The organism is Amycolatopsis sp. 195334CR, from assembly GCF_017309385.1.
Classification (GTDB): domain Bacteria; phylum Actinomycetota; class Actinomycetes; order Mycobacteriales; family Pseudonocardiaceae; genus Amycolatopsis.
Map to the genome: position 1 here is coordinate 823,295 of NZ_JAFJMJ010000003.1, position 19,295 is coordinate 842,589.

Sequence of the window (19,295 nt, forward strand, 5' to 3'; positions counted from 1 at the left end):
GATCTGCGTGCACGGTTCGAGCACACTACCGGACGCGACCTGTCGACTACTCCGTCCGAATGTCTTGCGAGAGCCGAAAAACCTGCGTATCGGCAGAGCGGCGCGCAAGTCTAGCCAGCGGCTCCGGCACCGTCCACCTGCGACCGGCGGATCGTCCCTTTTCCCACCCGAAGTGTACGAAAACCATTAGTTTCGAGGGCCGACCGGACAAAGCAGGACAAGCGAGGGTGACCACCTTGACAGTGCCGAGCCGGGCACCGGAGCCTGACGGCTGCTGTACGGCTGGAAAACGCACCGGGAGGCCTGGTGAAAATGGTCCCGATCATTCATCAGCTGGCATTGAACGAAAACCATTCACCGCCGCTGCCCGGCGTCCGGCGCGCGATCGAGGACGGCGCGGACCGGGTCCACCTGACCCAGGATGCGCTGGCCGGCGGGCTGACCGCGGAACTGGCGCGCCGCCTGGGCGTGGCTGCCGAGCGGGTGGTCGCCGGGGCCGGTTCGGGTGCGCTGATCCAGCAGTTCCTCAACGCCCACGCGGGTTCCCGGGTGGTGCACGGCTGGCCGTCGTTCGAGCTGTACCCGCTGCTGATCGGCAACGCCGGGAGCACGCCGATCGCGGTCCCCGCCGAGCCGCAGGACCTGCGTGCCCTGGCCGCCGCGGTGACCCCGGAGACCCGAGTGGTCCTGCTGTGCAATCCGAACAACCCGACCGGCGAGGTGCTCGGGCACGCCGAGGTCGCGGAGTTCCTCGACCTGCTCCCGCCGCACGTGCTGGTGCTGATCGACGAGGCCTACCGCGAATTCGCCACCCCCGGCGAACTCGCCGACGGCCTGGCGCTGGCCGCGGGCGACGACCGGGTGGCGGTGGTCCGGACCTTCTCCAAGTCACACGGACTGCTCGGCCTCCGCGTCGGCTACCTGGTCGCGAGCGAACCGGTGGCCGCCGCGCTGCGCCCGACGTTGCCGTTCTTCCGGGTCGGCACCCTCGCCCAGGCCGCGGCACTCGCCGCACTCGACGCGGAATCGCAGATGCGGTCGCAGTGCGCCGAAGTCGCGGCGGAACGGGATCGGGTGCGTGCCGGTCTGCTGGATCTCGGCTGGGACGTTCCCCCGAGTGGCGGAAACTTCCTGTGGCTCCGGCTGGGCTCGCAGAACCAGTCCTTTGTAGACCATCTGGCGGCCGGTGGTGTGGCGGTCCGGGAGATCGCCGGGGCCGGGGTGCGCGTGAGCACCGGCACGCCCGAGGCGAACGATCTGGTGCTGGCGCTGGCGAAGGAGTTCGCCGCATGACCGCCATCGGTGAGGTCACCTCCTCCCCCGCCGTCGAGGACGTCCGGCGGGCACTGAACGAACGCTGGTCCGGTACCGATCACCGGGTCGCCGAGATCTCCGGGTACGCCCTGCTCCCGGCGGGCAAGCTGCTGCGGCCGCTGCTGCTGGTGACCTCGGCCGAGGCCGTCGGCGGCACGCGTGAGCAGGTGTTGCCCGCCGCGCTCGCGGTCGAATACCTGCACGTGGCGTCGCTGATCCACGACGACATCATCGACGGTGACGACCTGCGGCGCGGCCGTCCGGCGGTGCACGCGCGCTTCGGCACGCCGGACGCCATCGTCACCGGTGACGCGCTGCTCCTCGGCTTGTTCTCCGCCGTCGCCGAATGCGCGTCGCTGGGTGTGCCGGAGCCCGCGGTGCTCGCCGCGGTCCAGGTGCTGGCCTCGGCCGGTGAGGACCTCTGCCGCGGTCAGGTGCAGGAAGCCCTGCTGGACAAGGAAGTGCTCGCGTCCGGGGTGGACCACTGCCTGGCCGCGTACCTGGAGATGGCCGCGTTGAAGACCGGTGCGTTGTTCCGGGGCGCGTGCCGGGCGGGCGCGCTGCTCGGCGGCGGTTCACCGGCCGAGGTCGCCGCGATCACCGGGTTCGCCGAGCACGCCGGGCTGGCCTTCCAGATGCACGACGACCTGTTGCCGTTCCTCGGCGACCCGTCGGTCACCGGCAAGCCGGATACCAGCGACGCGGCGAACCTGCGGCTGACCTTCCCGGTCCTGCTCGCCATCCGCGAAACCGGCCCGGCCCCGCTCGAACGCATCCTCGGCGGCGCCCTTCCGCCGGAGCGAACGCTGGCCGAACTCCGCGAGCTGGTCACCGGGACCGGTGCACTCGACCTCGCCCGCACCCGCGCCGAGGAGGAGGTCGCGCTGGCCCGTGCCGAACTCGACACGCTGCCGTCCGGTGACGCGACCGCGCTGCTCGGTTCCATCGCCGAAGCAGCTGTGCGGCGGGACCGGTGAGCGGGTCCAGGTGGCGCTCGGCCGCCGTCGCGCACGTGCAGACCTGGCGTCCCTACACGCTTTGTTACCCCGCGATGCTCGGTCTCGCCGGCGCGGCGGCAGCCGGTGACGCGGTCTCCCTGGTGCCCGCGCTGGTCCCCGCGCTCGGCTGGCTTTCCGGGCACTACCTCGGCGACTACTTCGACCGCGGGCTCGACGCGATCGGCAAACCACACCGGCCGATCCCGTCCGGACGGCTCTCCGCCGAAGCCGCGCTGTTCGGCGGGATCGCGTGCGCACTGGCGTCCGCGCTGCTCGCGGCCGCGTCGAACTGGCGCATCCTGCCGGTCTTCGTGCTCGCGATGCTCGGGATCGTGGGGTACAGCAAGGTGTTCAAGAAGCGCGGCGCCTCGGGCAACGTGGTGCGCGGGGCGTTGAGCGCGCTCGCCGTGGTGATCGGCGCGATGCTGGTCACGCCGTTGCCGCCGTGGTCGGTCCTCCCGGTCGCGCTCGGTTTCCTGCTGCACGACACGGCGTCCAATCTGGTTGGCACGGTCCGGGACGTGGACGGCGATCGGGCCGGTGGGTACCGCTCGGTGCCGGTGCGCCATGGGGTCCGGCACGCGGTCCGGCTGGCTTCCGGCCTCTACGGCACCGGCGTGCTGTTTGTCGCTTCGGCGGCTTGGTTCGTCTCGGACGCTTCCGCCCACCTCGCGCTTGTTCTGCTCGCGGCGCTCGCGGGCGTCTTCGCCTTCACGCCTCTGTTCCGCGACTCGGTGGACCGGGCGGTCGCGTTGCGTGCGCACGAAGTCCTGGTCGGCGAACGGCTCGTGCTCGCCGCGGCGGTCGTCGCCGGCAGCACCGGGCCCGCGCTCGCGCTCGCCGTCCTGGTCCCGGTCCTCGTGCTTTCCCTGACCACGCAGGCCGCCATGCGAACCCGGCACGAGATCCCGCCCGCCCCGGCCCTGCTCCGACGAAAGGACACCGTCGCATGACCTCGCTCCGAGCCGACGAGCTCTCCGAAGCCATCGCCACCGGGGCCGAGGCGTTGTTCTCGGCGCAGCGCCCGGACGGGGTGTTCGACTACGGCGAGCACGCGCTCACCTCGACGCTCGGCACGGTCGGCGCGGTCAGCGCGCTGCACTTCGCCGACCCCGCCGGATCGGCGGACCTGATCGCCCGCGGCACGGCCTGGCTGGAACGCACCCAGGCCGACGACGGCGGCTGGAGCATGATCCCCGGCGAAGCCTCCGAAGCCGGGCCGACCGCCGTCGCCACCGCCACCCTGCACCTGCTGGGCAATTCCGCCTCCGCGGTCCACAGAGGACAAGAGTGGCTGCGGGCCTACGGTGGTTTGGAAGCGATCCCGCACGCCGAGGTGGTCGCCTGGTGCCGCCAGTACTACGGCTTCGCGGGCTGGCTCGACCCGCGGGAAATGCGCCGCTTCCCGCTCGAACTGGCACTGCTGCCCGGGTTGTACCGGAAGTTGTTCGACCTGCGCGCGCCCATGGTGTCGGCGCTGGGTCTGGCGCAAACCCGCCACAAGCCGATCGGCCGCGTGCACCGCGCCCTCTCGAAACTGGCGGAACCCAAGGCACTCGACGTCATCCGGCAGGTCTACGAGCACGAAGGCAGCACCGGCGGCTGGTGTGAGGACGCCTGGGTGACCGGTCTGATCGTCGTCGGGCTCGCGCGCGCCGACCTCGGGCACGACATGATCGCGGGTGCTGTGGGCTGGTTCCGTGAGAACGCCAATGAGGACGGCTCGTGGAACAGCGGCCCGCTCGACCTGACGTGGTCGATGTACGCGGCGGCCGGGCTGCTCGAAGCCGGTTACCGCGACGACGCCCGGCTCGGCCTGACCAAGGACCTTTTCCTTCGGCTGCAACAGGATCAGCCGTTCACCGCATTCGGTTGCCCGCCGGGGTTCTGGGGCTGGTCGGGTACCCGCGGCTGGCCCGCCACGCTCGAAACCGGTGAGATCGTCTCCGCTCTGTGCCACCTGCCCGGCGAAGACCAGGCCGAAAGCGTGCAGCGCGGCGTCACCTGGCTGACCCTGCAACAGGACACGCGCGGCTCGTGGGGGTTGTGCGTGCGGAACACGAAGGTGGCCAACAGCGGGCCGTGCCCGCACATGACCGCGCAGGCGCTCGACGGCCTCCTCGATTCCGGTGTGCCGGTGAGCGACCGGCGGGTGCACCGCGGTCTGCGCTGGCTGGCGTCGGCGCAACGACCGGATGGCAGCTTCGAATCGGTCTGGTACCGGATGCACACCGCGGGCACGTCGGCCGTGTTGCAGACCTTCGCCAAGGCCGGCCAGTCCGGTGAACCGGCGGCGGTGCGGGCCCGCTCGTGGCTGGAACGCACGCAACGGGACGACGGTTCGTGGGGCACCGGCGATCCCGCGGACCCGGGCACCGTGGAGGAAACCGGCTGGGCGGTCAGCGCACTGCTCGCGGCCGGAACGCCCGCCGATTCCGTGTTGCCGGGCGTGCGATGGCTGCTGGCCGCGCGTGATCCCGGCGGGGGCTGGCCCGCTTCCCGCGTGAACGAATACGTCCGCCACGTGTCGCGGTACGCGAATCCGGCGCTGGCGAACGGTCTCGCCTTGCGAGCGCTGGCCCGCTACCGGAAGGCGGTCCGATGAGGACGGACGCAATCGTTTGCGGGGCCGGGGTCGCGGGTATCGCCACGGCTTGCGCACTGGGCAAGCTCGGTCTGCGCGTGACGTTGGTGGACAAACAGGACGCACCGAAGCCGGTCGCCAAGGGCGAGGTCTTCCAGCCGGGTTCGCTGCGGATCCTGCGTTCCTGGGGCGTGGCACAACGACTCGAATCGGCGGGCGCACTGCGCCTGGCACGGCTGGTCGCCCGCGATGCCGCGGGCTCCGCGCAGATGGCACTGGACTACGGCACGCTGCCCGGTGATGACCGTTGGCTGCTCGCCCACGACTACCCCGCCATTCTCACCGCCTTGACGGACTCCCTGCCGTCCACTGTGGATTTCCGCCGGGGCGTGCTGGTGAAGGGGCTCCTGCGGGACCAGGCCGACCAGGTGTCCGGCGTGCGCCTGGGGGACGGCACCATCGAGGCCCCGCTGGTGGTCGCGGCCGACGGCATCTCCTCGCGGCTGCGCAAGGAAGCCGGTATCGAGATCACCCGGTCCGAGTACCCGCACCGCCTGGTCGCACTGGAACTACACGACGCGCCCGAGGTCGAGTCCGACTTCTCCGCCTACGTCACCGAACGGGGTCTGCGCCTGCGGTATCCGCTGCCCGGGGGCCGGATCCGGCTGTACGCGCAGATCCGCCCCGACGAACTGCGTGGCGGCGACCTGGTTGCGTGGGGTCGGGCGCTGGCCCGTGAAACACCCGCTCTTTCCCCGCTGGAGGACGCGATCCTGGCGGCGCTTCCGCAGCGGCAGGTGCTCCCGGTCGCGCGTTTCCTCGCGCCCAGGCTGTGGATCCCCGGGCTGGCACTGGTCGGCGAGGCCGGGCACGCAGTGCACCCGATGGCGGCGCAGGGCATGAACAGCGCCATCGCCGACGCCGACTGCCTGGCCGCCGTGCTGGCCGAATCCGGCAACCTGGCGACGTACGATCGCCGTCGCCAAGCCGATCTCGCCCTGATCGGCCGCACCAGCCACGCCGCGGCACGCATGATCACCGACCTGTCGTGGGCCGGGCGCACCCTCGGTCGGCGCGCGCTGCGGCACACCGGCGCGAACCAGCGGCTGCGCTACACCGTCATGCACAACATGTCCGGGCTCGGCGCGCACCCGCTGACGCCGCTGGACCGGCTGCACCAGATCGGGGTGCTGCCGGACCCGCGGGCCCGGCGGCTCCCGGCCTGGGCATGAGCCCGTCAGCCCACCCCGCATTCGATCAGCACCAGGCCACCGGGTGCGGTCCGTTCGCCGCGCACGGCGAGCCCCGCGGCGGCGGCCAGCTCCCGGAAGTCCTGAATGGACCTTTCGCGCCCGCCGAGCAGGGTCAGCGACTGGAGGTCGAAGGAGGAGTTGTTCTTCGCGTGCTCCTCGCCCGCGAGCACCTCGACGATGAGCACGGTGCTCGCGGCTTCGGCGCAGCGGCGCAGGATGCGGGTGGCGTCGTCGTCGCCCCAGTCGGTCAGCACGCGGGACACCATGAGCACGTCGAAGCCGCCGGGAAGCGGGTCGAAGAAGCTGCCGCCGATGAACTCCGCGCGCTCGGCGAGCCCGGCGTCGGCCAGCGCCTGCTTCGCCTCCGGCTCGACCGGGGGCAGGTCGAGCACCGCGCCGTCGAGGTGCGGGTGCTGCCGCAGCACCTCGGTGAGCAGCGCCCCGATGCCGCCGCCGACGTCGAGCACCCGGCGGACCGGCGCCCAGTCGTACTCGGCGGCCACCGCCGGGCCGGTCTGCCAGGCGTGTGCGGCCATGATGCCGCCGAAGAACACCCGCAGCTGTTCGTCGCGCTGGTAGTCGGCCCAGAACGGCGTGCCGTGCACGGACTCGTACGCGGATTCGCCGGTGCGCACCGAATGCAGCATTCCGCTGTAGGCCAGGTCCATTTTGGCGCCGGGGCCGTCGAGGTCGAGCCAGCCGCGCTGCCAGCGGTGGTCCTCGCCGAGCAGCTGCTGCGAAAGGGGTGTGAGGCCGTAGTTCCCGTTGTCCTCGGCGAAGAGTCCGATGGCCACCAGGTGCCGGAGCAGCCTGCCGAGCGAATCCTCGTGCGCGCCGGCCGCCTCGGCGAGCGCGGCGAGTTCGGTGGTGCCGTCCGCGACCAGCTCCGGCAAGCGCAACGCGACCGCCGCGCGCACGGCGAACGGGGTGGCGAGATCGACGAGGCCGGCCAGTTCGGCAGCGGGATCCATCCAGGTCCTCCAGTCGGCAGGGCGCCGCCGTTGCGGTGGCGCTCGGTTTTCTCCTCCGAGAATCACATTCACCGGCAATTCCGGTCAAGCATTTTCTTCTTTCGTCAAAAGTGTTTCCAACCTGCCCGAAAGGTGTTTCAAATGACTTCGTTTTCGGTGACTCCCATTTCCGGCGCACTCGGCGCGGAGGTTCGCGGCGTGCCGCTGACCTCATTGTCCGATGCCGACTTCGCCGCGGTCCGCGAACTCCTGCTGACGCACCTGGTGCTGTTCTTCCCGGACGCCGCCGGTCTCACCCCGGAGGCGCACAAGGCTTTCGGCAGGCGCTTCGGCGAGCTGGAGGTGCACCCGTTCCTGCCGAAGCTGGACGGGCACGAGGAACTCGTCGTGCTGGATTCCGACCAGGGCGCGAAGGCCGATGTGTGGCACACGGACGTGACGTTCAGCCAGTCGCCGCCGATCGCCTCGATCCTGCAACTGGTCGAATGCCCGCCCGCCGGCGGCGACACGATGTGGAGCAACCAGTACCTGGCCTACGAGGCCCTTTCCGCGCCGATGCGGGACTTGCTCGACGGCCTCAGCGCGGTGCACGTTTTCGAGCACCCGAACGGTTCTTTCCGCAGCGAAGCCGAGCACCCGGTGGTGCGCACCCACCCGGAAACCGGGCGGCGCTCGCTGTACGTGAACCGCATGTTCACGCGGCGCATCCCGCAACTCACCCCCACCGAAAGCGACGCACTGCTGGGGTATTTGTTCGGCGTTTCCGAGAGCCCGCAGCGGGTCTGCCGGTACCGCTGGACCCCAGGCGCGATCGCCCTGTGGGACAACCGGGCCACCCAGCACTACGCCGTCAACGACTACACCGGACGCCGCGTCGGCCAACGAGCCACCATCCTCGGCGACAAACCAGAAGGCGAGGCCCCGCGCTGGCCGCACCACGAGGGAGCCACCCTGAGCGCCGCCACCACCCGCTAACCACTCGCCCCACGCCCACCACTCCCGCGGCCCGTTCCCCTTCCCGCGGCCCCCTCCGCCACTCCTCTCCCCTACCGCCGCAGCCCGCTCCCCTGTCCCACTCCCGCCGCGGCCCGCTCTCCACCCCTCCCCTCCCGCGACCGCCACCAGACCGGAGCCCACAGAGCCCGCGGCCGCCACCACGCCCAAGGACCGTCACCGTCCCAACATCCCGCAACCGCTACCCCAACCTCATGCGGCCACGCCCCACCGGCGGCCGCATCCGCCACCACACCCGAGGGCCGTCACCGCCCCAACCTCCCGCAACCCCTAAACCCTCATCGATTCGAGCATCCGGGTCAGCGCGGCCACCGTGTCCGCGAGATCGCGCCCCGGGTCAGCCGACCCGGCCAGCCAGGCGGCGGCCTCGTTCATCGCACCCGAGAGCAGGTGCGCGAGCGGGGCCACCGGCTGCCGGACCACCACGCCTTCTTCGATCAACCGGGTCAGCACCTCGGCGAGGTGCCGCATCGACGCGGTCGCGTCCAGCTCGCGCCAGGTCTCCCAGCCGAGCACCGCCGGCGCGTCGACCAGCATGATCCGCTGGATCTCCGGTTCCGTCGTCACCGTGAGGAACGCGGTGCACCCCTCGACCAGCTGCGTCCACGCGTCCGCCTCCGGCGCGGCACCGCCCACGCGCTCGGCCACCTCGGCGTGCACCTGCTCCAGCACCGCGCGGAACAGCTGGTCCTTGCCGGTGAAGTAGTGGTACAGCGCGCCCTTGGACACCCCCGCCGCCGCGACGATCTCGGCGAGGCTCACCTGCCCGTAGCCCTTCGTCGAAAAAAGCGCCCGCGCCACCACGACCAGGGCCCGGGTGGTTTCCTCGCGCTGCTGCGCCTTCGTCGCCATGCCGCCCACCCTACTTGACGTACCGACGGTCGGTATCTATGGTTCGAACACATACCGACCGCCGGTACGTATCTGAGGGAGTCACCGTGAAACTGTCCAGCTTCTACCCCGTCATCTGCACCGACGCCGCGACCGTGGCGCCCACTCGCGATTTCTACGTCGAGCACTTCGGCTTCGAAGTCGTCTTCGACTCGGGCTGGTACGTCAGCCTCCGCCACGAGGGCGGCCACGAACTCGGCATCGTCGACCACACGCACCCGTCGGTGCCGGAAGGCAGCCGCAGACCGGTCGCCGGGTTGATCCTGAACTTCGAGGTCGACGACGTCGACGCCGAGCACCAGCGGCTGGGCGAGCAGGCCGGACTGCCGCTGGCCCTGCCGTTGCGCAGCGAGGAGTTCGGCCAGCGGCACTTCATCGTGACCGATCCGGCGGGCGTGCTCGTCGACGTGATCACCGAGATCGAGCCGTCGGCCGCCTTCGCCGGCGACTTCACCAGCTGAACCGAGGGAACCCGGCGGGCGCACCGGGCGTCGATCAGGCATGCCAGGTGAGACCTTCGGGCCGTACCGCATCGAGGATCTGCTCGGGCGCGGCGGCATGGGCGAGGTGCATCGCGCCTACGACACCACCCACGACCGGGTCGTCGCGTTGAAGCGGCTGTCCGAGTCGGCCGTCGGCGACCCCGGTTTCCGCGCGCGGTTCCGGCGCGAATCGCGGATCGTCGCGCGGCTGCGCGAACCGCACGTGATCCCGATCCACGCCTACGGCGAAATCGACGGGCGCCTGTACCTGGACATGCGCCTGGTCGAAGGACCCGACCTGAAGGAACTCACCGATGCGGGCCCGCTGGCGCCGGCGCGGTCCGTGCACATCGTCGAGCAGGTGGCGAGCGCACTGGACGCCGCGCACGCCGACGGCCTCGTGCACCGCGACGTCAAACCGTCGAACATCCTGGTCGCCGCCGGGGACTTCGTCTACCTGGCCGACTTCGGGATCGCGCGCAGCTCGTCGGCCACGGCGACGTCGATCACCGCGTCGGGCGTCATGGTCGGCACGCTCGACTACATGGCGCCCGAGCGGTTCGGTGAAGGCGCGGTCGACGGACGCACCGACGTCTACGCCCTCGCGTGCGTGCTCTTCACCAGCCTGACCGGACGGCGCCCGTTCACCGTCGAAGGCACGGCCGCGCAGATCTGGGCGCACCTGCAGGAACCGCCACCGCGCGCGTCGACCTGGAACTCGTCGATTCCGTCGACGCTCGATGACGTAATCATCCGCGGCATGGCAAAGGAGCCTGACCAGCGCTTTCCCACCGCGGGTGCCCTGGCCGCCGCCGCTCGCGCCGCCCTCGAGCAACCCGCCACCGCACCAACACCGTCCCGCCGACGTCCGGCTCGGGTGCCTCCTCGTCTTGCCCCGATGTTGCCGATCGGGCTCGCGGTCCTGGTGATCGTCGCCGTCGTGGCCACCCTCTTGCTCGTCCGGAACGGCGACTCGCCGGTGTCCGGCATCGCGATCGCCGGCGCGTCCTCCTCGTCATCCCCGTCGACCGTGCCGACGCCGCCAACCTTGCCGACGCCGTCGACTCCGCCGACGCCCAGCACACGCTCCTCCCCCGCGAACACCGAATTCCCGCAGCTGCTGCCCAGCGTCTACCGCGGCAACGCCTCGTGCCGCGAGGTCGAAAAGGTCGACGGCGCGCTGGCGACCATCACCTGCACCGAGACGAACAGAGCGCACCCGACCTTCCCCGGTCCCGCGGAAGCCAATTTCTACCTGTTCGCCGATCGCACCAGTCAAGACGCGTTCTTCCGGAAGCTGGTGACCGACCGCGACATTCCCCGCCAGGACCAGTACGGCGGCTGTCGGCCGAGCACGCAGGCCATTCACTACGCGCTGTACTACCGCGACACCAGCGGCCCGATCCCCGGCGAGTTCACCACCTGCTTCACTGAAGACGGCACCGGCCAGTTGTGGTGGGTGGACACCCGGACGCTCACCATCGGCGCACTGATCGCCCCCGGCGCGACCAGCGACGACGCACTAACGCAGCTGGACACCTGGTGGAACAACATGATCTTGGTGACGTTGAAGTGACCCGCCCGGCGGCAGCCGCGGCGTCCTCTCCACAATGGGGACAAATCCCCCACCGAAGGGAGAGCTTCGTGCTCACCAGCCCCGCCGGACGTTTCCGCCTTCTCGCCCTGGCCGAGGCGATGTCCTGGGCCGGTCTGCTGATCGGCATGTTCTTCAAGTACGTGGTGGTCGGCAACGAGATCGGCGTGAAGATCTTCGGCCCGATCCACGGCGTGGTGTTCGTCGCCTACGTGATCGTCGCGCTCCTGGTGCGCGAGTCGCTGCGCTGGGACGCCCGCACCACCGTGCTCGCGCTGATCGCCAGCATCCCGCCGTTCGGCACCGTGCTGTTCGAGCGCTGGGCCACCCGCACCGGGCGCCTGGACCGCTCAGCCCAGCCCGTCGCGAGCCAGTAGCGCGGCCTGCACGCGGTTCGCGCAGCCCAGCTTGGCCAGGATCCGGCTGACGTAGGTCTTGATGGTGGCCTCGCTCATGTGCACGCGGCCGCCGATCTCGGCGTTCGAAAGACCTTCGGCGAGCAGCCCGAGCACCTCCGACTCCCGCGGGGAAAGCGCGGCCAACCGCGCGGCCGCGTTCTCCCGGCGTTCGGTGTCGCCGGTGCCGACCATGTCCATCACGAGCCGCGCCACCTCGGGTGACAGGTAGGCCTCCCCGGCGTGCGCCGCGCGGACGGCGCGGATCAACTCGTCCGGCGTGCAGTTTTTCAACACGAACCCGGCGACCTGCTGCCGGATCGCCCGGCGGACGTTCGGTTCGACGCCGAAGGCGGTCAGGATGACCACCGGCACGCCGGGCAGTTCCCGCACGGCGGACAACCCGTCCAGCTCGGGCATGTTCAGGTCGAGCACGGCGACGTCGGCCCGGTGCGCCCGCGCGAGTTCGACCGCCGCCCGCCCGTCGGCGGCCTCGGCGACCACCTCGATCCCGGCGTCGGATTCGAGCACGGTCCGGATGCCGGCGGTGATCAGCGGCTCGTCGTCGGCGATCAGGACGCGGATCACCCCGCACCGCCGAACGCGCTCGCCGGTCCGACCATGACCACCATCGACACCACGGCGAGCACCAGCGCCGCCACCCGCACTCGCCCCAACGACCGCGGTTCAGCCTCCGGCGGCGGCGCGGCAGGCAACATCGCCGTCAACCGGAACTCCGTCTCGGACCTGTCGTGGTGCACCAGCCCACCGGCCAGCCCGACCCGCTCGGCCAGCCCGGTCAACCCATGCCCGCCATCGCTTTCCGGTGCGCCAGGCACTCCGTTGCGGATACTGACCAGCAGGGCGTCGTCCTCCCAGCGCAACGACACCCGGACCTCGGCGGCGGGCGCATGCTTGGCCGCGTTCGTCAGTCCCTCCTCGACCACCCGGTAGGCCGCCTGCTCGACCTCCGGCTCCACCGACCGAGCCTCGCCCACGCTGCACAAATCGACCCTCATCCCGGCGGCGCGGAACTCGTCGACCAAACCGCCGACCTCCGCGAGCCTCGGTTCACGGGGCTCAACCTCGACTGGACTGCGCAGCGTGCCGACCAGCTCGTGCAGTTCGGCGGTCGCCTGGCGCGCGATCCCGGCCAGCCTCCGCACCGCCTCGCGGTCCGGTGAGTCGCCGACCTCCAACGCGGCGGCCTGCACCGACAGCAACCCGAGCCGATGTCCGAGTGAGTCGTGCATGTCCCTGGCGATCCGGAGGCGCTCGGTGAGCCGTTCCCGCTCGGCCAGCAGGTCGCGCTCGGCGCGCAACCGCCGGTTGTGCTCGTCGAGCGCGTTGACGAGCTGCCGATGCTGCGCGAAGTACCGGCCGACGACCATCGGCAACGCCACCAGCATCAGCACCTTCGGCACCAAGTGCAGGCCGCCCGCGAACTGCACACCAAGGTAAACCGCCGTCGACAGGCCCACCGTCAGGTAGTCCCGCCACTGCTCAGCCTGCTGGCCGGCGCGGTAGCTCGCGCACAGCATGAGCGCGTACCCACCGCCGGTGAGACACGCGAGCGCGACCGCCACCGCGAACCCAGGTACCGTCCGGCGCCACAGCAGGACCAGCGCGATCGCACCGGCGAACAACGGCGCCGCCCACCAGCCCACGCCGACCACCCGGTCCGGCGCCAGCCAGACCACGTCCACCAGCACGGCGATCACGGCTATCACCACTCGGCCCATGCGGTGAGGCTAGCGACTTTGGTGAACACCAGGAGCGACCTTCGAGGACAGCGCCCGGCGGTTCACCGTTCCTAGCCTGCGAGCGTGATCGAAGTGCGCGAACTGAGCAAACGCTACGGCCGGGCGACCGCCGTCGACGACCTGACCTTCACCGTGCGGCCGGGCGGTGTCACCGGCTTCCTGGGACCGAACGGCGCCGGAAAGTCCACGACCATGCGAATCATCCTGGGATTGGACGCACCCGACGCCGGCGAGGCGCTCGTCGGCGGTCGCCGATACGCCACCCTTCGGCGGCCGATGTTCGAAGTGGGCGCCCTGCTCGACGCGAACGCGGTGCACGGCGGGCGCAGCGCCTACGACCACTTGCTGGCGCTGGCCCTGACCAACGGCATCGGCCCCGGACGAGTCCGGGAAGTGTTGGAGCAGGTCGGTTTGGCCGACGTGGCCCGAAAGCGGGCGGGCAAGTTCTCGCTGGGTATGAAGCAGCGGCTAGGACTCGCCGCCGCACTGCTCGGTGACCCCGCCGTTCTCCTGCTCGACGAACCGGTGAACGGCTTGGACCCCGATGGCGTGCGTTGGATCCGCGAGCTACTGCGCTCGCTGGCCGCCGAAGGCCGAACCGTGCTGGTGTCGAGCCACCTGATGAGCGAGATGGCCCTCACCGCGGACCGCCTCATCGTGATCGGACGCGGCCGGCTGATCGCCGACACCTCCGTCCGCGAACTCGAAGAACGCTTCCAGCGCGGCGTTTTCGTCCGCTCCCCACGCGCCGTCGAATTGTCCGACGCCCTCCGAGGTGCCGGGGCCGAGGTGGTCGCGGAATCCAACGAAGCGCTTTCGGTACACGGAATGGGCGTGGACAGCATCGGCGAACTCGCCGCCGCTCGCGGAATCCCGGTGTACGAGGTCATGCCGCGAAGCGCCTCACTGGAAGAGGCGTACTTGGAGCTGACCGCGGACAGCGTCGACTACCGGGCGGCGCGATGACCGCCGCGCTCGCCGCCGAATGGCGCAAACTACGTTCGGTTCAGTCAACCCAGTACGTGCTCGGCATGGTGTTGCTCAGTGTGGTCGTCGGTGCGGCGCTCGCGTGGGCCTGGGGCCAGACGTGGGACTCGATGTCGGCTGAACGCCGAGGATCGCTCTCCGACGGGTCCATCGAGGAGACCCTGCTTCCGGTTCTCCAGTTGTGCCTAGGCATTCTTGGCGCACTCACCATCACGGCCGAATACGCGACCGGCTTGATCCGAACCAGTCTCACCGTGCTGCCGCGCCGGACGTCGGTCTTCGCGGCGAAGGCGATCACCGTCGGCGTACTGGCGCTCGCCGCCGGAATCGCCGCGACCTTCGCGATCCATCTGCTCAGCAAGGCGGTCTTCGGTGACCGCACCTTCCCCGGTTACCACGACCTGGCCAGCGAAGCACCGGGCCTGCTCGGCGCCGGCACGACCGTTGGGCTCGTGGCGTTGATCGGCTTCGGCGCCGGCACCGTACTGCGGTCGACTGCCGGTGCCGTGTCCGTACTCGTCGTGCTGTTGTTCGTCCTGCCGATGATCAGCGGCTTCCTTCCCGAGCCGTGGGGAGAACGCATCGGCTCGGCCCTGCTCACGAACCCCGTCAGCGCGCTCGTTCTGGCAGCCGTGCTCCTGGCCGTCGCCGCCGTGACGATCACACGGAGGGATGTCGGATGACCGGCGTTCTGCGTTCGGAATGGGTGAAGCTGCGATCGGTGCGTTCCACCTACGCGGTCCTCGCCGTCGTGCCCGTCATCTTCGCGCTGGTCGCGTTGTTGACCATGAGCGTGGTGAACTTCTGGGACGCCACCCCCGCTCGCCGCGACACCACCATCCTCTCGCCGTTGACCGGCTTCACCTCCTGGTTAGCGGGCATCGGGGTGGCCGTCCTGGGCGTGCTGGCCATCACCAGCGAGCATTCCAGCGGCCTGGTTCGCACCAGTTTCACCGTGGTGCCGCGGCGAACCAGGGTGCTCGCCGCGAAGGCCGTGGTGCTGGCCGCACTCGCGTTCGTGGTCGGTCAACTCGTCGAGTTCGGTTCGTTCTTCCTGAGCCGCGCGATGATCGGTGACAGGACACTCGTCGGCCACACCAGCGCCCTCGCCGAGGAAGCTCCCCGAATGCTGGCGGCCGGTTCGGTCGTAGTCGTCTACGCGATGCTGGGACTTGGACTCGGCGTCCTTCTCCGCTCCACCGCGGGCGCGATTTCGGCCCTGGTCGCTTACTGGTACGTCGCCCCACTGATCACCCAGAAACTGCCAGGCGAGTGGGCCTCGTGGGCAACTTCGGTGATGCTGACCCACCTCCCGGAGCAACTGGCCGGATCGGGACGACTCGGGATCGGCCCCGAATTGATGCTGTCTCAGGTAGGCGCGGCGGTCGCCCTGGTGCTCTACGTGGCGCTGGCCCTCGGCGCCGCATCGATCGTGATGCGACGCCGAGATGTCTGACGCTCTCACCGAGCCCTCAAACCGATACCGCAGGCAACCGCTGAGGACGCAAGCGGACGACAGCCGCCACCCATGCCGCAACCGCGGCGACCACCAGCACAAAGACAAAGTGCATGAGCCCGCGCGACAGGTACTCGTCACCGACGGGATCGACCGCATAGCTGGCGAGTTCGCGCGTCGACCACAACGGCAGCAACTTCGCGAGCGTGCCGTCGGGGTCGGCCAGCATCTGGGTCGCCATGATCGCCAGCAACGCCAGCGCACCTTCGAGCTCGCGGGGAAGCACCAGGCTCACCACCGCCCCCAGAGGTGCAGCGATCAACACCGTGGTCGCAAGCAACACACCAACCGCCCACAACCGCTGCACATCCAACGTCACCGACACGAGCACGAGGTACACGAGCGCGATGGAGAGTCCGGTCCCGATCAGCGCGATCTGCCTACCCGCGAACAACACGGTCGGCGACGCGCCGACCACCGCGAGCCTGCGGTCAAGGTGCCTCGACCCGACATGCGAGAACAAAGCCAGCGTCGCAACCGCCCAGCCGACCCCCAACGCCAGGAACCTCACCGCCTGGCCCTCAAGATCGATCCGCGCGGCGTAGAACGCCAATGGCAGCAAGGTGACCAAGGACAATGCCGCCCTGCGGCGGAGCAGCTCGCGCAAACTGGTCGCGGCAATCGTCGACAACATCAGTGGTCCTCCGCCCCGGTCAGTTCGAGCAGGTGGTCGACCCGGTCGAGATCGTGCAGCAAGTGGGTGACCACGAGCACGCCGGCCCCCGCATCACGCCAAGCGAAAATCTGTGCCCAGAGGTCTACATAGGAACCTTGATCGAATCCCTGGTAGGGCTCGTCGAGCAGGATCAGGTCGGGCCTGTTCAACTCGCCCAGCACCACGTTGAGCTTCTGCTGCGTGCCGCCCGACAGTTGTGCGGCGACAACACCGCGTCGCGGCCGCCAGCCGAGGCTGCTGCAGAGATGGGAGCCGGTCGCGACCGCTTTGCGCCGGGACATCCCATGGACCGCACCGAACAACCGGAAGTGCTCGTCCGCGGTCAGATGCTGTGCGACCCCATGTTGCTGAGGTGCGTATCCGACCCGTTCCGTGCGTTCCACAATGCCACCGGAGGCTTTGGTGGTGCCCGCACAGATGTCCAGCAGCGTCGACTTACCCGACCCGTTGGCTCCGACGATCGCCGCGACTTCGCCGCCACGAAGCGTCAAGTCGACACCGCGCAGGACCTCGCGTCGCCGGTAGCGCTTGGTCACACCCGAGAGCCGAAGCACAACAGGCCCCCGGCTGCGACGTAGTGGCGCCCACATCGGCACCGTCTCGCGTGCGGCCTGCGCCAGCGTGGCGGCGTACGCGTTCGCAGGACCGTAGAGTTCGGCCGGGTCGAGCGCGGCCGCCCGCGCTTCTGCGTGGCTGTCGTCGGCCAGTCGCGCCGCTTCGCCGGGCTCCACTCCGAGTTCAACAAGCCGACGAGCAAGTCGGGTCGGCCATTCGCGCCCCGTCATGCGCGACTTCCCAGTGACTCGGTGACACGGTCGACCGCGTCGCGGAAGCCACGCCAGGCCTCGGTGCGTTCCGCCGCGACCGCGCGACCTTCCTCACTCACTTCGTAGTACTTGCGGCGCGGCCCGCTCGCCGACGGCACCCAGTCTGTCCGCACTAGGCCTTGCTTCTCCAGGCGCAACAGGGACGGATAGAGCGTGCCGCCGGGCACGTCACCGAACCCCGACTCCGCCAGCCTCTGTCCCAGCCCAAGGCCGTAGTCACGGCGCTCAGCCAGCAGACACAGTAGGCAGAGATCGAGGAATCCATGCAGCCATTGCTGCCTCATCACGTCTCGCACGGTAGGCAGGCTAGCTACATAGTGGTAGATAGGCAAACTGCCTACCTCTGTGAAGTCTGGCACGAGCTGCTGACCAGACGGCACCACCTGGCGCACCGTTGCTTCATGGACTGGTCGCTCTCGTGGACACCCGAGGACGACGCCGACCTGCTCGCCGGCTGGCGCCTGTGGCTGGAGTTGAGCGACCAGGTGTGGCCGGACGGTTCTTGGACAGGCACTCCCGCCGACGCCATTCGCCGGATCCGCGAACTGCTCGCCGTCTGTGACGAACTCGAACGCGGCACGCTCACACCGCTGGTGCAGTCCATGTTCCTGACGACCGGTGCTGCGGTGGGGCTTTGGCGGGACGACGACAGGCCGCTGGACGTCGATCGCGCCGCCTTGCTGCATGCCGACCTAGCTGTGGTCGCCGAACACATCGACCGCGTCCTGACGGCCTTGGCCGCCGGTGGCGGCTGGACCGACTTGAACACCGCCCGTCACCGCTGATCAGGCTGCGCGGGCCGGCTCGGCGGCAGCAGGGAAAAGCGGAGTCGGCTTGGTTGTGCGCGTCCGGCCGGCCGGGGTCGTGATGGTCAACTCACCGGTGCCACGGTCGAGGTCGAACTTCCAGCCGGGCGCGTCTTTGAGCCGGTGATGTGAACGACAAAGCACACAAAGGTTCTGGCAACTGGTGTCGCCGCCCTTTGCCCGTGCTCGATGGTGGTCCAGGTCGGCACACTGCGCGGGATGGTGACAACCCGGCATCCGGCAGACCCGATCACGCACTCGGACGTAGTCGGCAAGGTGAGCAGGTGGTCGATAGCGGGAACGGCCGATGTCCAGCGGCGCCCCGCTCGTGGGATCGGTGATCACCTTGCGCCACACGCTGTTCGACTGCTTCATGATGTCGCGTGCGATTGAGGCCGGAATCGGCCCATGTCCCACCAGTTCGGCGGCGCGATCCGTGACACCCAGTGCCGCGTCCGCCGAGACGTGCACGAATACTTCAGCCCGAGGCGCGCCGGTGCGCTCCCCCAGGAGTAATTCAGCGAACACATCGGCCCGAAGTTGGTCCATGGTGCGCTTCTCTTTGCGGGAGCGCATGGTCCGGGCGATGCGATTGACCCGAGCGTAGATCGTGGAGGCGACCTCGACGGGCAACTCCGCGACCAACTGCGCCATCGCGTCCTCGCGATGGCGAATCTCGACCCTTCTCTCCGATCTTCGCGCTCTTGCTCTCGCTTCGGCGCCACCCGGGTCGATCTTGTGCACGAGGTCACGGGTGATACGCCGGATCTGGCCGGCGTTCTTGTCGGTGATCCGGCCAACCAGGTCGACGTCGACCTTCCCAGCGAGATCGTCGGACAGGGGCGCCAGGACGTCGGAGATCTTGGCAGCGGCCAACCGGCTCAACGTGCCCGCCTCCATCGCCGCCAGCACATTCGGCAGGCGACTCATAACGTCGCGGGCGAGCCTGACCAGGTTCTCCGCAGCGCGCCTCGACAGGCACAACTCGAAGGCCACCTCGTCGACAACCGACCGCGCGTCACCACGCAACTCGGTCAACCGGTGCACTGCGCGCAGCTCGACCGCTTCGAGCTGCGCGTTCAGCCGCCGCGCGGTGAACAGGGCATCGACCGCCGAGCTGTCGTCAAACTTTCCGACTTCGGCAGGACTGAGAGAGAAGAAATGAGTACGTTTCACACAGACCAAGGTACATCAGTATCGAACGCGTGTTCCCAACACGAATGG

The 19,295-nt window shown here is 69.6% G+C and carries 21 protein-coding genes; 13 read left to right on the forward strand and 8 right to left on the reverse strand.

Annotation, left to right across the window (positions count from 1 at the left end):
- Nucleotides 1-339: 339 nt before the first annotated feature.
- The 5 genes from JYK18_RS41005 to JYK18_RS41025 are packed head-to-tail and all read left to right on the forward strand — an operon-like array spanning nt 340 to nt 6,128.
- On the forward strand, nt 340-1,293 hold the full coding sequence (locus JYK18_RS41005; RefSeq protein WP_242583994.1) for an aminotransferase class I/II-fold pyridoxal phosphate-dependent enzyme: 954 nt from the start codon (nt 340-342) through the stop codon (nt 1,291-1,293).
- Entirely contained in the window at nt 1,290-2,291 is a 1,002-nt protein-coding gene (locus tag JYK18_RS41010; protein WP_206809310.1) for a polyprenyl synthetase family protein, read from the forward strand. Before JYK18_RS41005 ends, JYK18_RS41010 begins: the two co-directional genes overlap by 4 nt.
- Nucleotides 2,288-3,265, forward strand: a complete 978-nt coding sequence (locus JYK18_RS41015) for a UbiA family prenyltransferase (RefSeq protein WP_307796287.1) — start codon at nt 2,288-2,290, stop codon at nt 3,263-3,265. Before JYK18_RS41010 ends, JYK18_RS41015 begins: the two co-directional genes overlap by 4 nt.
- Complete coding sequence (locus tag JYK18_RS41020; protein ID WP_206809311.1) at nt 3,262-4,917, forward strand: prenyltransferase/squalene oxidase repeat-containing protein; 1,656 nt, start codon at nt 3,262-3,264, stop codon at nt 4,915-4,917. The genes JYK18_RS41015 and JYK18_RS41020 overlap by 4 nt, the downstream gene beginning before the upstream one ends.
- Nucleotides 4,914-6,128 carry an NAD(P)/FAD-dependent oxidoreductase gene (locus JYK18_RS41025; protein WP_206809312.1) on the forward strand — a complete coding sequence of 405 codons (1,215 nt, stop codon included), beginning with the start codon at nt 4,914-4,916 and terminating at the stop codon, nt 6,126-6,128. Before JYK18_RS41020 ends, JYK18_RS41025 begins: the two co-directional genes overlap by 4 nt.
- A 5-nt stretch (nt 6,129-6,133) precedes the next feature.
- On the opposite strand, the gene JYK18_RS41030 is transcribed toward JYK18_RS41025, so the two are convergent.
- Nucleotides 6,134-7,120 carry a methyltransferase gene (locus JYK18_RS41030; protein ID WP_206809313.1) on the reverse strand — a complete coding sequence of 329 codons (987 nt, stop codon included), beginning with the start codon at nt 7,118-7,120 and terminating at the stop codon, nt 6,134-6,136.
- A 141-nt stretch (nt 7,121-7,261) separates the two neighbouring features.
- Here JYK18_RS41030 and JYK18_RS41035 point away from each other — a divergent pair, with 141 nt between their 5' ends.
- On the forward strand, nt 7,262-8,095 hold the full coding sequence (locus JYK18_RS41035) for a TauD/TfdA family dioxygenase (protein ID WP_206809314.1): 834 nt from the start codon (nt 7,262-7,264) through the stop codon (nt 8,093-8,095).
- 309 nt (nt 8,096-8,404) lie between these two features.
- Here the strand turns inward: JYK18_RS41035 and JYK18_RS41040 are convergent, their stop codons facing one another.
- Complete coding sequence (locus JYK18_RS41040; protein ID WP_206809315.1) at nt 8,405-8,986, reverse strand: TetR/AcrR family transcriptional regulator; 582 nt, start codon at nt 8,984-8,986, stop codon at nt 8,405-8,407.
- A gap of 86 nt (nt 8,987-9,072) precedes the next feature.
- Here JYK18_RS41040 and JYK18_RS41045 point away from each other — a divergent pair, with 86 nt between their 5' ends.
- The 3 genes from JYK18_RS41045 to JYK18_RS41055 all read left to right on the forward strand — a co-directional run bounded on the left by JYK18_RS41045 (nt 9,073) and on the right by JYK18_RS41055 (nt 11,478).
- The gene (locus JYK18_RS41045) at nt 9,073-9,486 is read left to right on the forward strand and encodes a VOC family protein (RefSeq protein WP_206809316.1); all 414 of its coding nucleotides are present in this window, start codon (nt 9,073-9,075) and stop codon (nt 9,484-9,486) included.
- 40 nt (nt 9,487-9,526) lie between these two features.
- Nucleotides 9,527-11,083, forward strand: a complete 1,557-nt coding sequence (locus tag JYK18_RS41050) for a serine/threonine-protein kinase (RefSeq protein ID WP_206809319.1) — start codon at nt 9,527-9,529, stop codon at nt 11,081-11,083.
- A 68-nt stretch (nt 11,084-11,151) separates the two neighbouring features.
- A complete protein-coding gene (locus JYK18_RS41055) occupies nt 11,152-11,478 on the forward strand; it encodes a DUF3817 domain-containing protein (protein WP_206809321.1) in 327 nt (108 codons plus the stop codon).
- Here JYK18_RS41055 and JYK18_RS41060 read toward each other — a convergent pair.
- Both JYK18_RS41060 and JYK18_RS41065 read right to left on the reverse strand, forming a co-directional pair.
- On the reverse strand, nt 11,452-12,084 hold the full coding sequence (locus tag JYK18_RS41060) for a response regulator transcription factor (RefSeq protein WP_206809323.1): 633 nt from the start codon (nt 12,082-12,084) through the stop codon (nt 11,452-11,454). The two genes, JYK18_RS41055 and JYK18_RS41060, sit on opposite strands and share 27 nt — an antisense overlap.
- The gene (locus JYK18_RS41065) at nt 12,081-13,238 is read right to left on the reverse strand and encodes a sensor histidine kinase (RefSeq protein ID WP_206809325.1); all 1,158 of its coding nucleotides are present in this window, start codon (nt 13,236-13,238) and stop codon (nt 12,081-12,083) included. Before JYK18_RS41065 ends, JYK18_RS41060 begins: the two co-directional genes overlap by 4 nt.
- 84 nt (nt 13,239-13,322) lie before the next feature.
- Between JYK18_RS41065 and JYK18_RS41070 the strand changes: the two genes are divergently transcribed.
- From JYK18_RS41070 to JYK18_RS41080, 3 genes are read left to right on the forward strand one after another with little or no spacing between them, the layout of a single operon-like run.
- On the forward strand, nt 13,323-14,225 hold the full coding sequence (locus JYK18_RS41070; protein ID WP_206809326.1) for an ABC transporter ATP-binding protein: 903 nt from the start codon (nt 13,323-13,325) through the stop codon (nt 14,223-14,225).
- Nucleotides 14,222-14,929 (forward strand): ABC transporter permease, encoded by a 708-nt coding sequence (locus JYK18_RS41075; protein ID WP_206809327.1) that lies wholly within the window; start codon nt 14,222-14,224, stop codon nt 14,927-14,929. The genes JYK18_RS41070 and JYK18_RS41075 overlap by 4 nt, the downstream gene beginning before the upstream one ends.
- The gene (locus tag JYK18_RS41080) at nt 14,926-15,702 is read left to right on the forward strand and encodes a hypothetical protein (RefSeq protein WP_206809328.1); all 777 of its coding nucleotides are present in this window, start codon (nt 14,926-14,928) and stop codon (nt 15,700-15,702) included. The genes JYK18_RS41075 and JYK18_RS41080 overlap by 4 nt, the downstream gene beginning before the upstream one ends.
- 16 nt (nt 15,703-15,718) lie before the next feature.
- On the opposite strand, the gene JYK18_RS41085 is transcribed toward JYK18_RS41080, so the two are convergent.
- From JYK18_RS41085 to JYK18_RS41095, 3 genes are read right to left on the reverse strand one after another with little or no spacing between them, the layout of a single operon-like run.
- A complete protein-coding gene (locus tag JYK18_RS41085; protein WP_206809329.1) occupies nt 15,719-16,396 on the reverse strand; it encodes a hypothetical protein in 678 nt (225 codons plus the stop codon).
- Nucleotides 16,396-17,223 carry an ATP-binding cassette domain-containing protein gene (locus tag JYK18_RS41090; protein WP_206809330.1) on the reverse strand — a complete coding sequence of 276 codons (828 nt, stop codon included), beginning with the start codon at nt 17,221-17,223 and terminating at the stop codon, nt 16,396-16,398. The genes JYK18_RS41085 and JYK18_RS41090 overlap by 1 nt, the downstream gene beginning before the upstream one ends.
- Nucleotides 17,220-17,561: a PadR family transcriptional regulator gene (locus tag JYK18_RS41095; protein WP_206809331.1), complete on the reverse strand. Its 342-nt coding sequence runs from the start codon at nt 17,559-17,561 to the stop codon at nt 17,220-17,222. The genes JYK18_RS41090 and JYK18_RS41095 overlap by 4 nt, the downstream gene beginning before the upstream one ends.
- A gap of 105 nt (nt 17,562-17,666) precedes the next feature.
- Between JYK18_RS41095 and JYK18_RS41100 the strand changes: the two genes are divergently transcribed.
- Entirely contained in the window at nt 17,667-18,050 is a 384-nt protein-coding gene (locus JYK18_RS41100; protein WP_206809332.1) for a hypothetical protein, read from the forward strand.
- Here the strand turns inward: JYK18_RS41100 and JYK18_RS41105 are convergent, their stop codons facing one another.
- Nucleotides 18,051-19,247, reverse strand: coding sequence for an HNH endonuclease signature motif containing protein (locus JYK18_RS41105; RefSeq protein ID WP_206809333.1), 1,197 nt, complete (start codon nt 19,245-19,247; stop codon nt 18,051-18,053).
- Between the last annotated feature and the right edge of the window lie 48 nt (nt 19,248-19,295).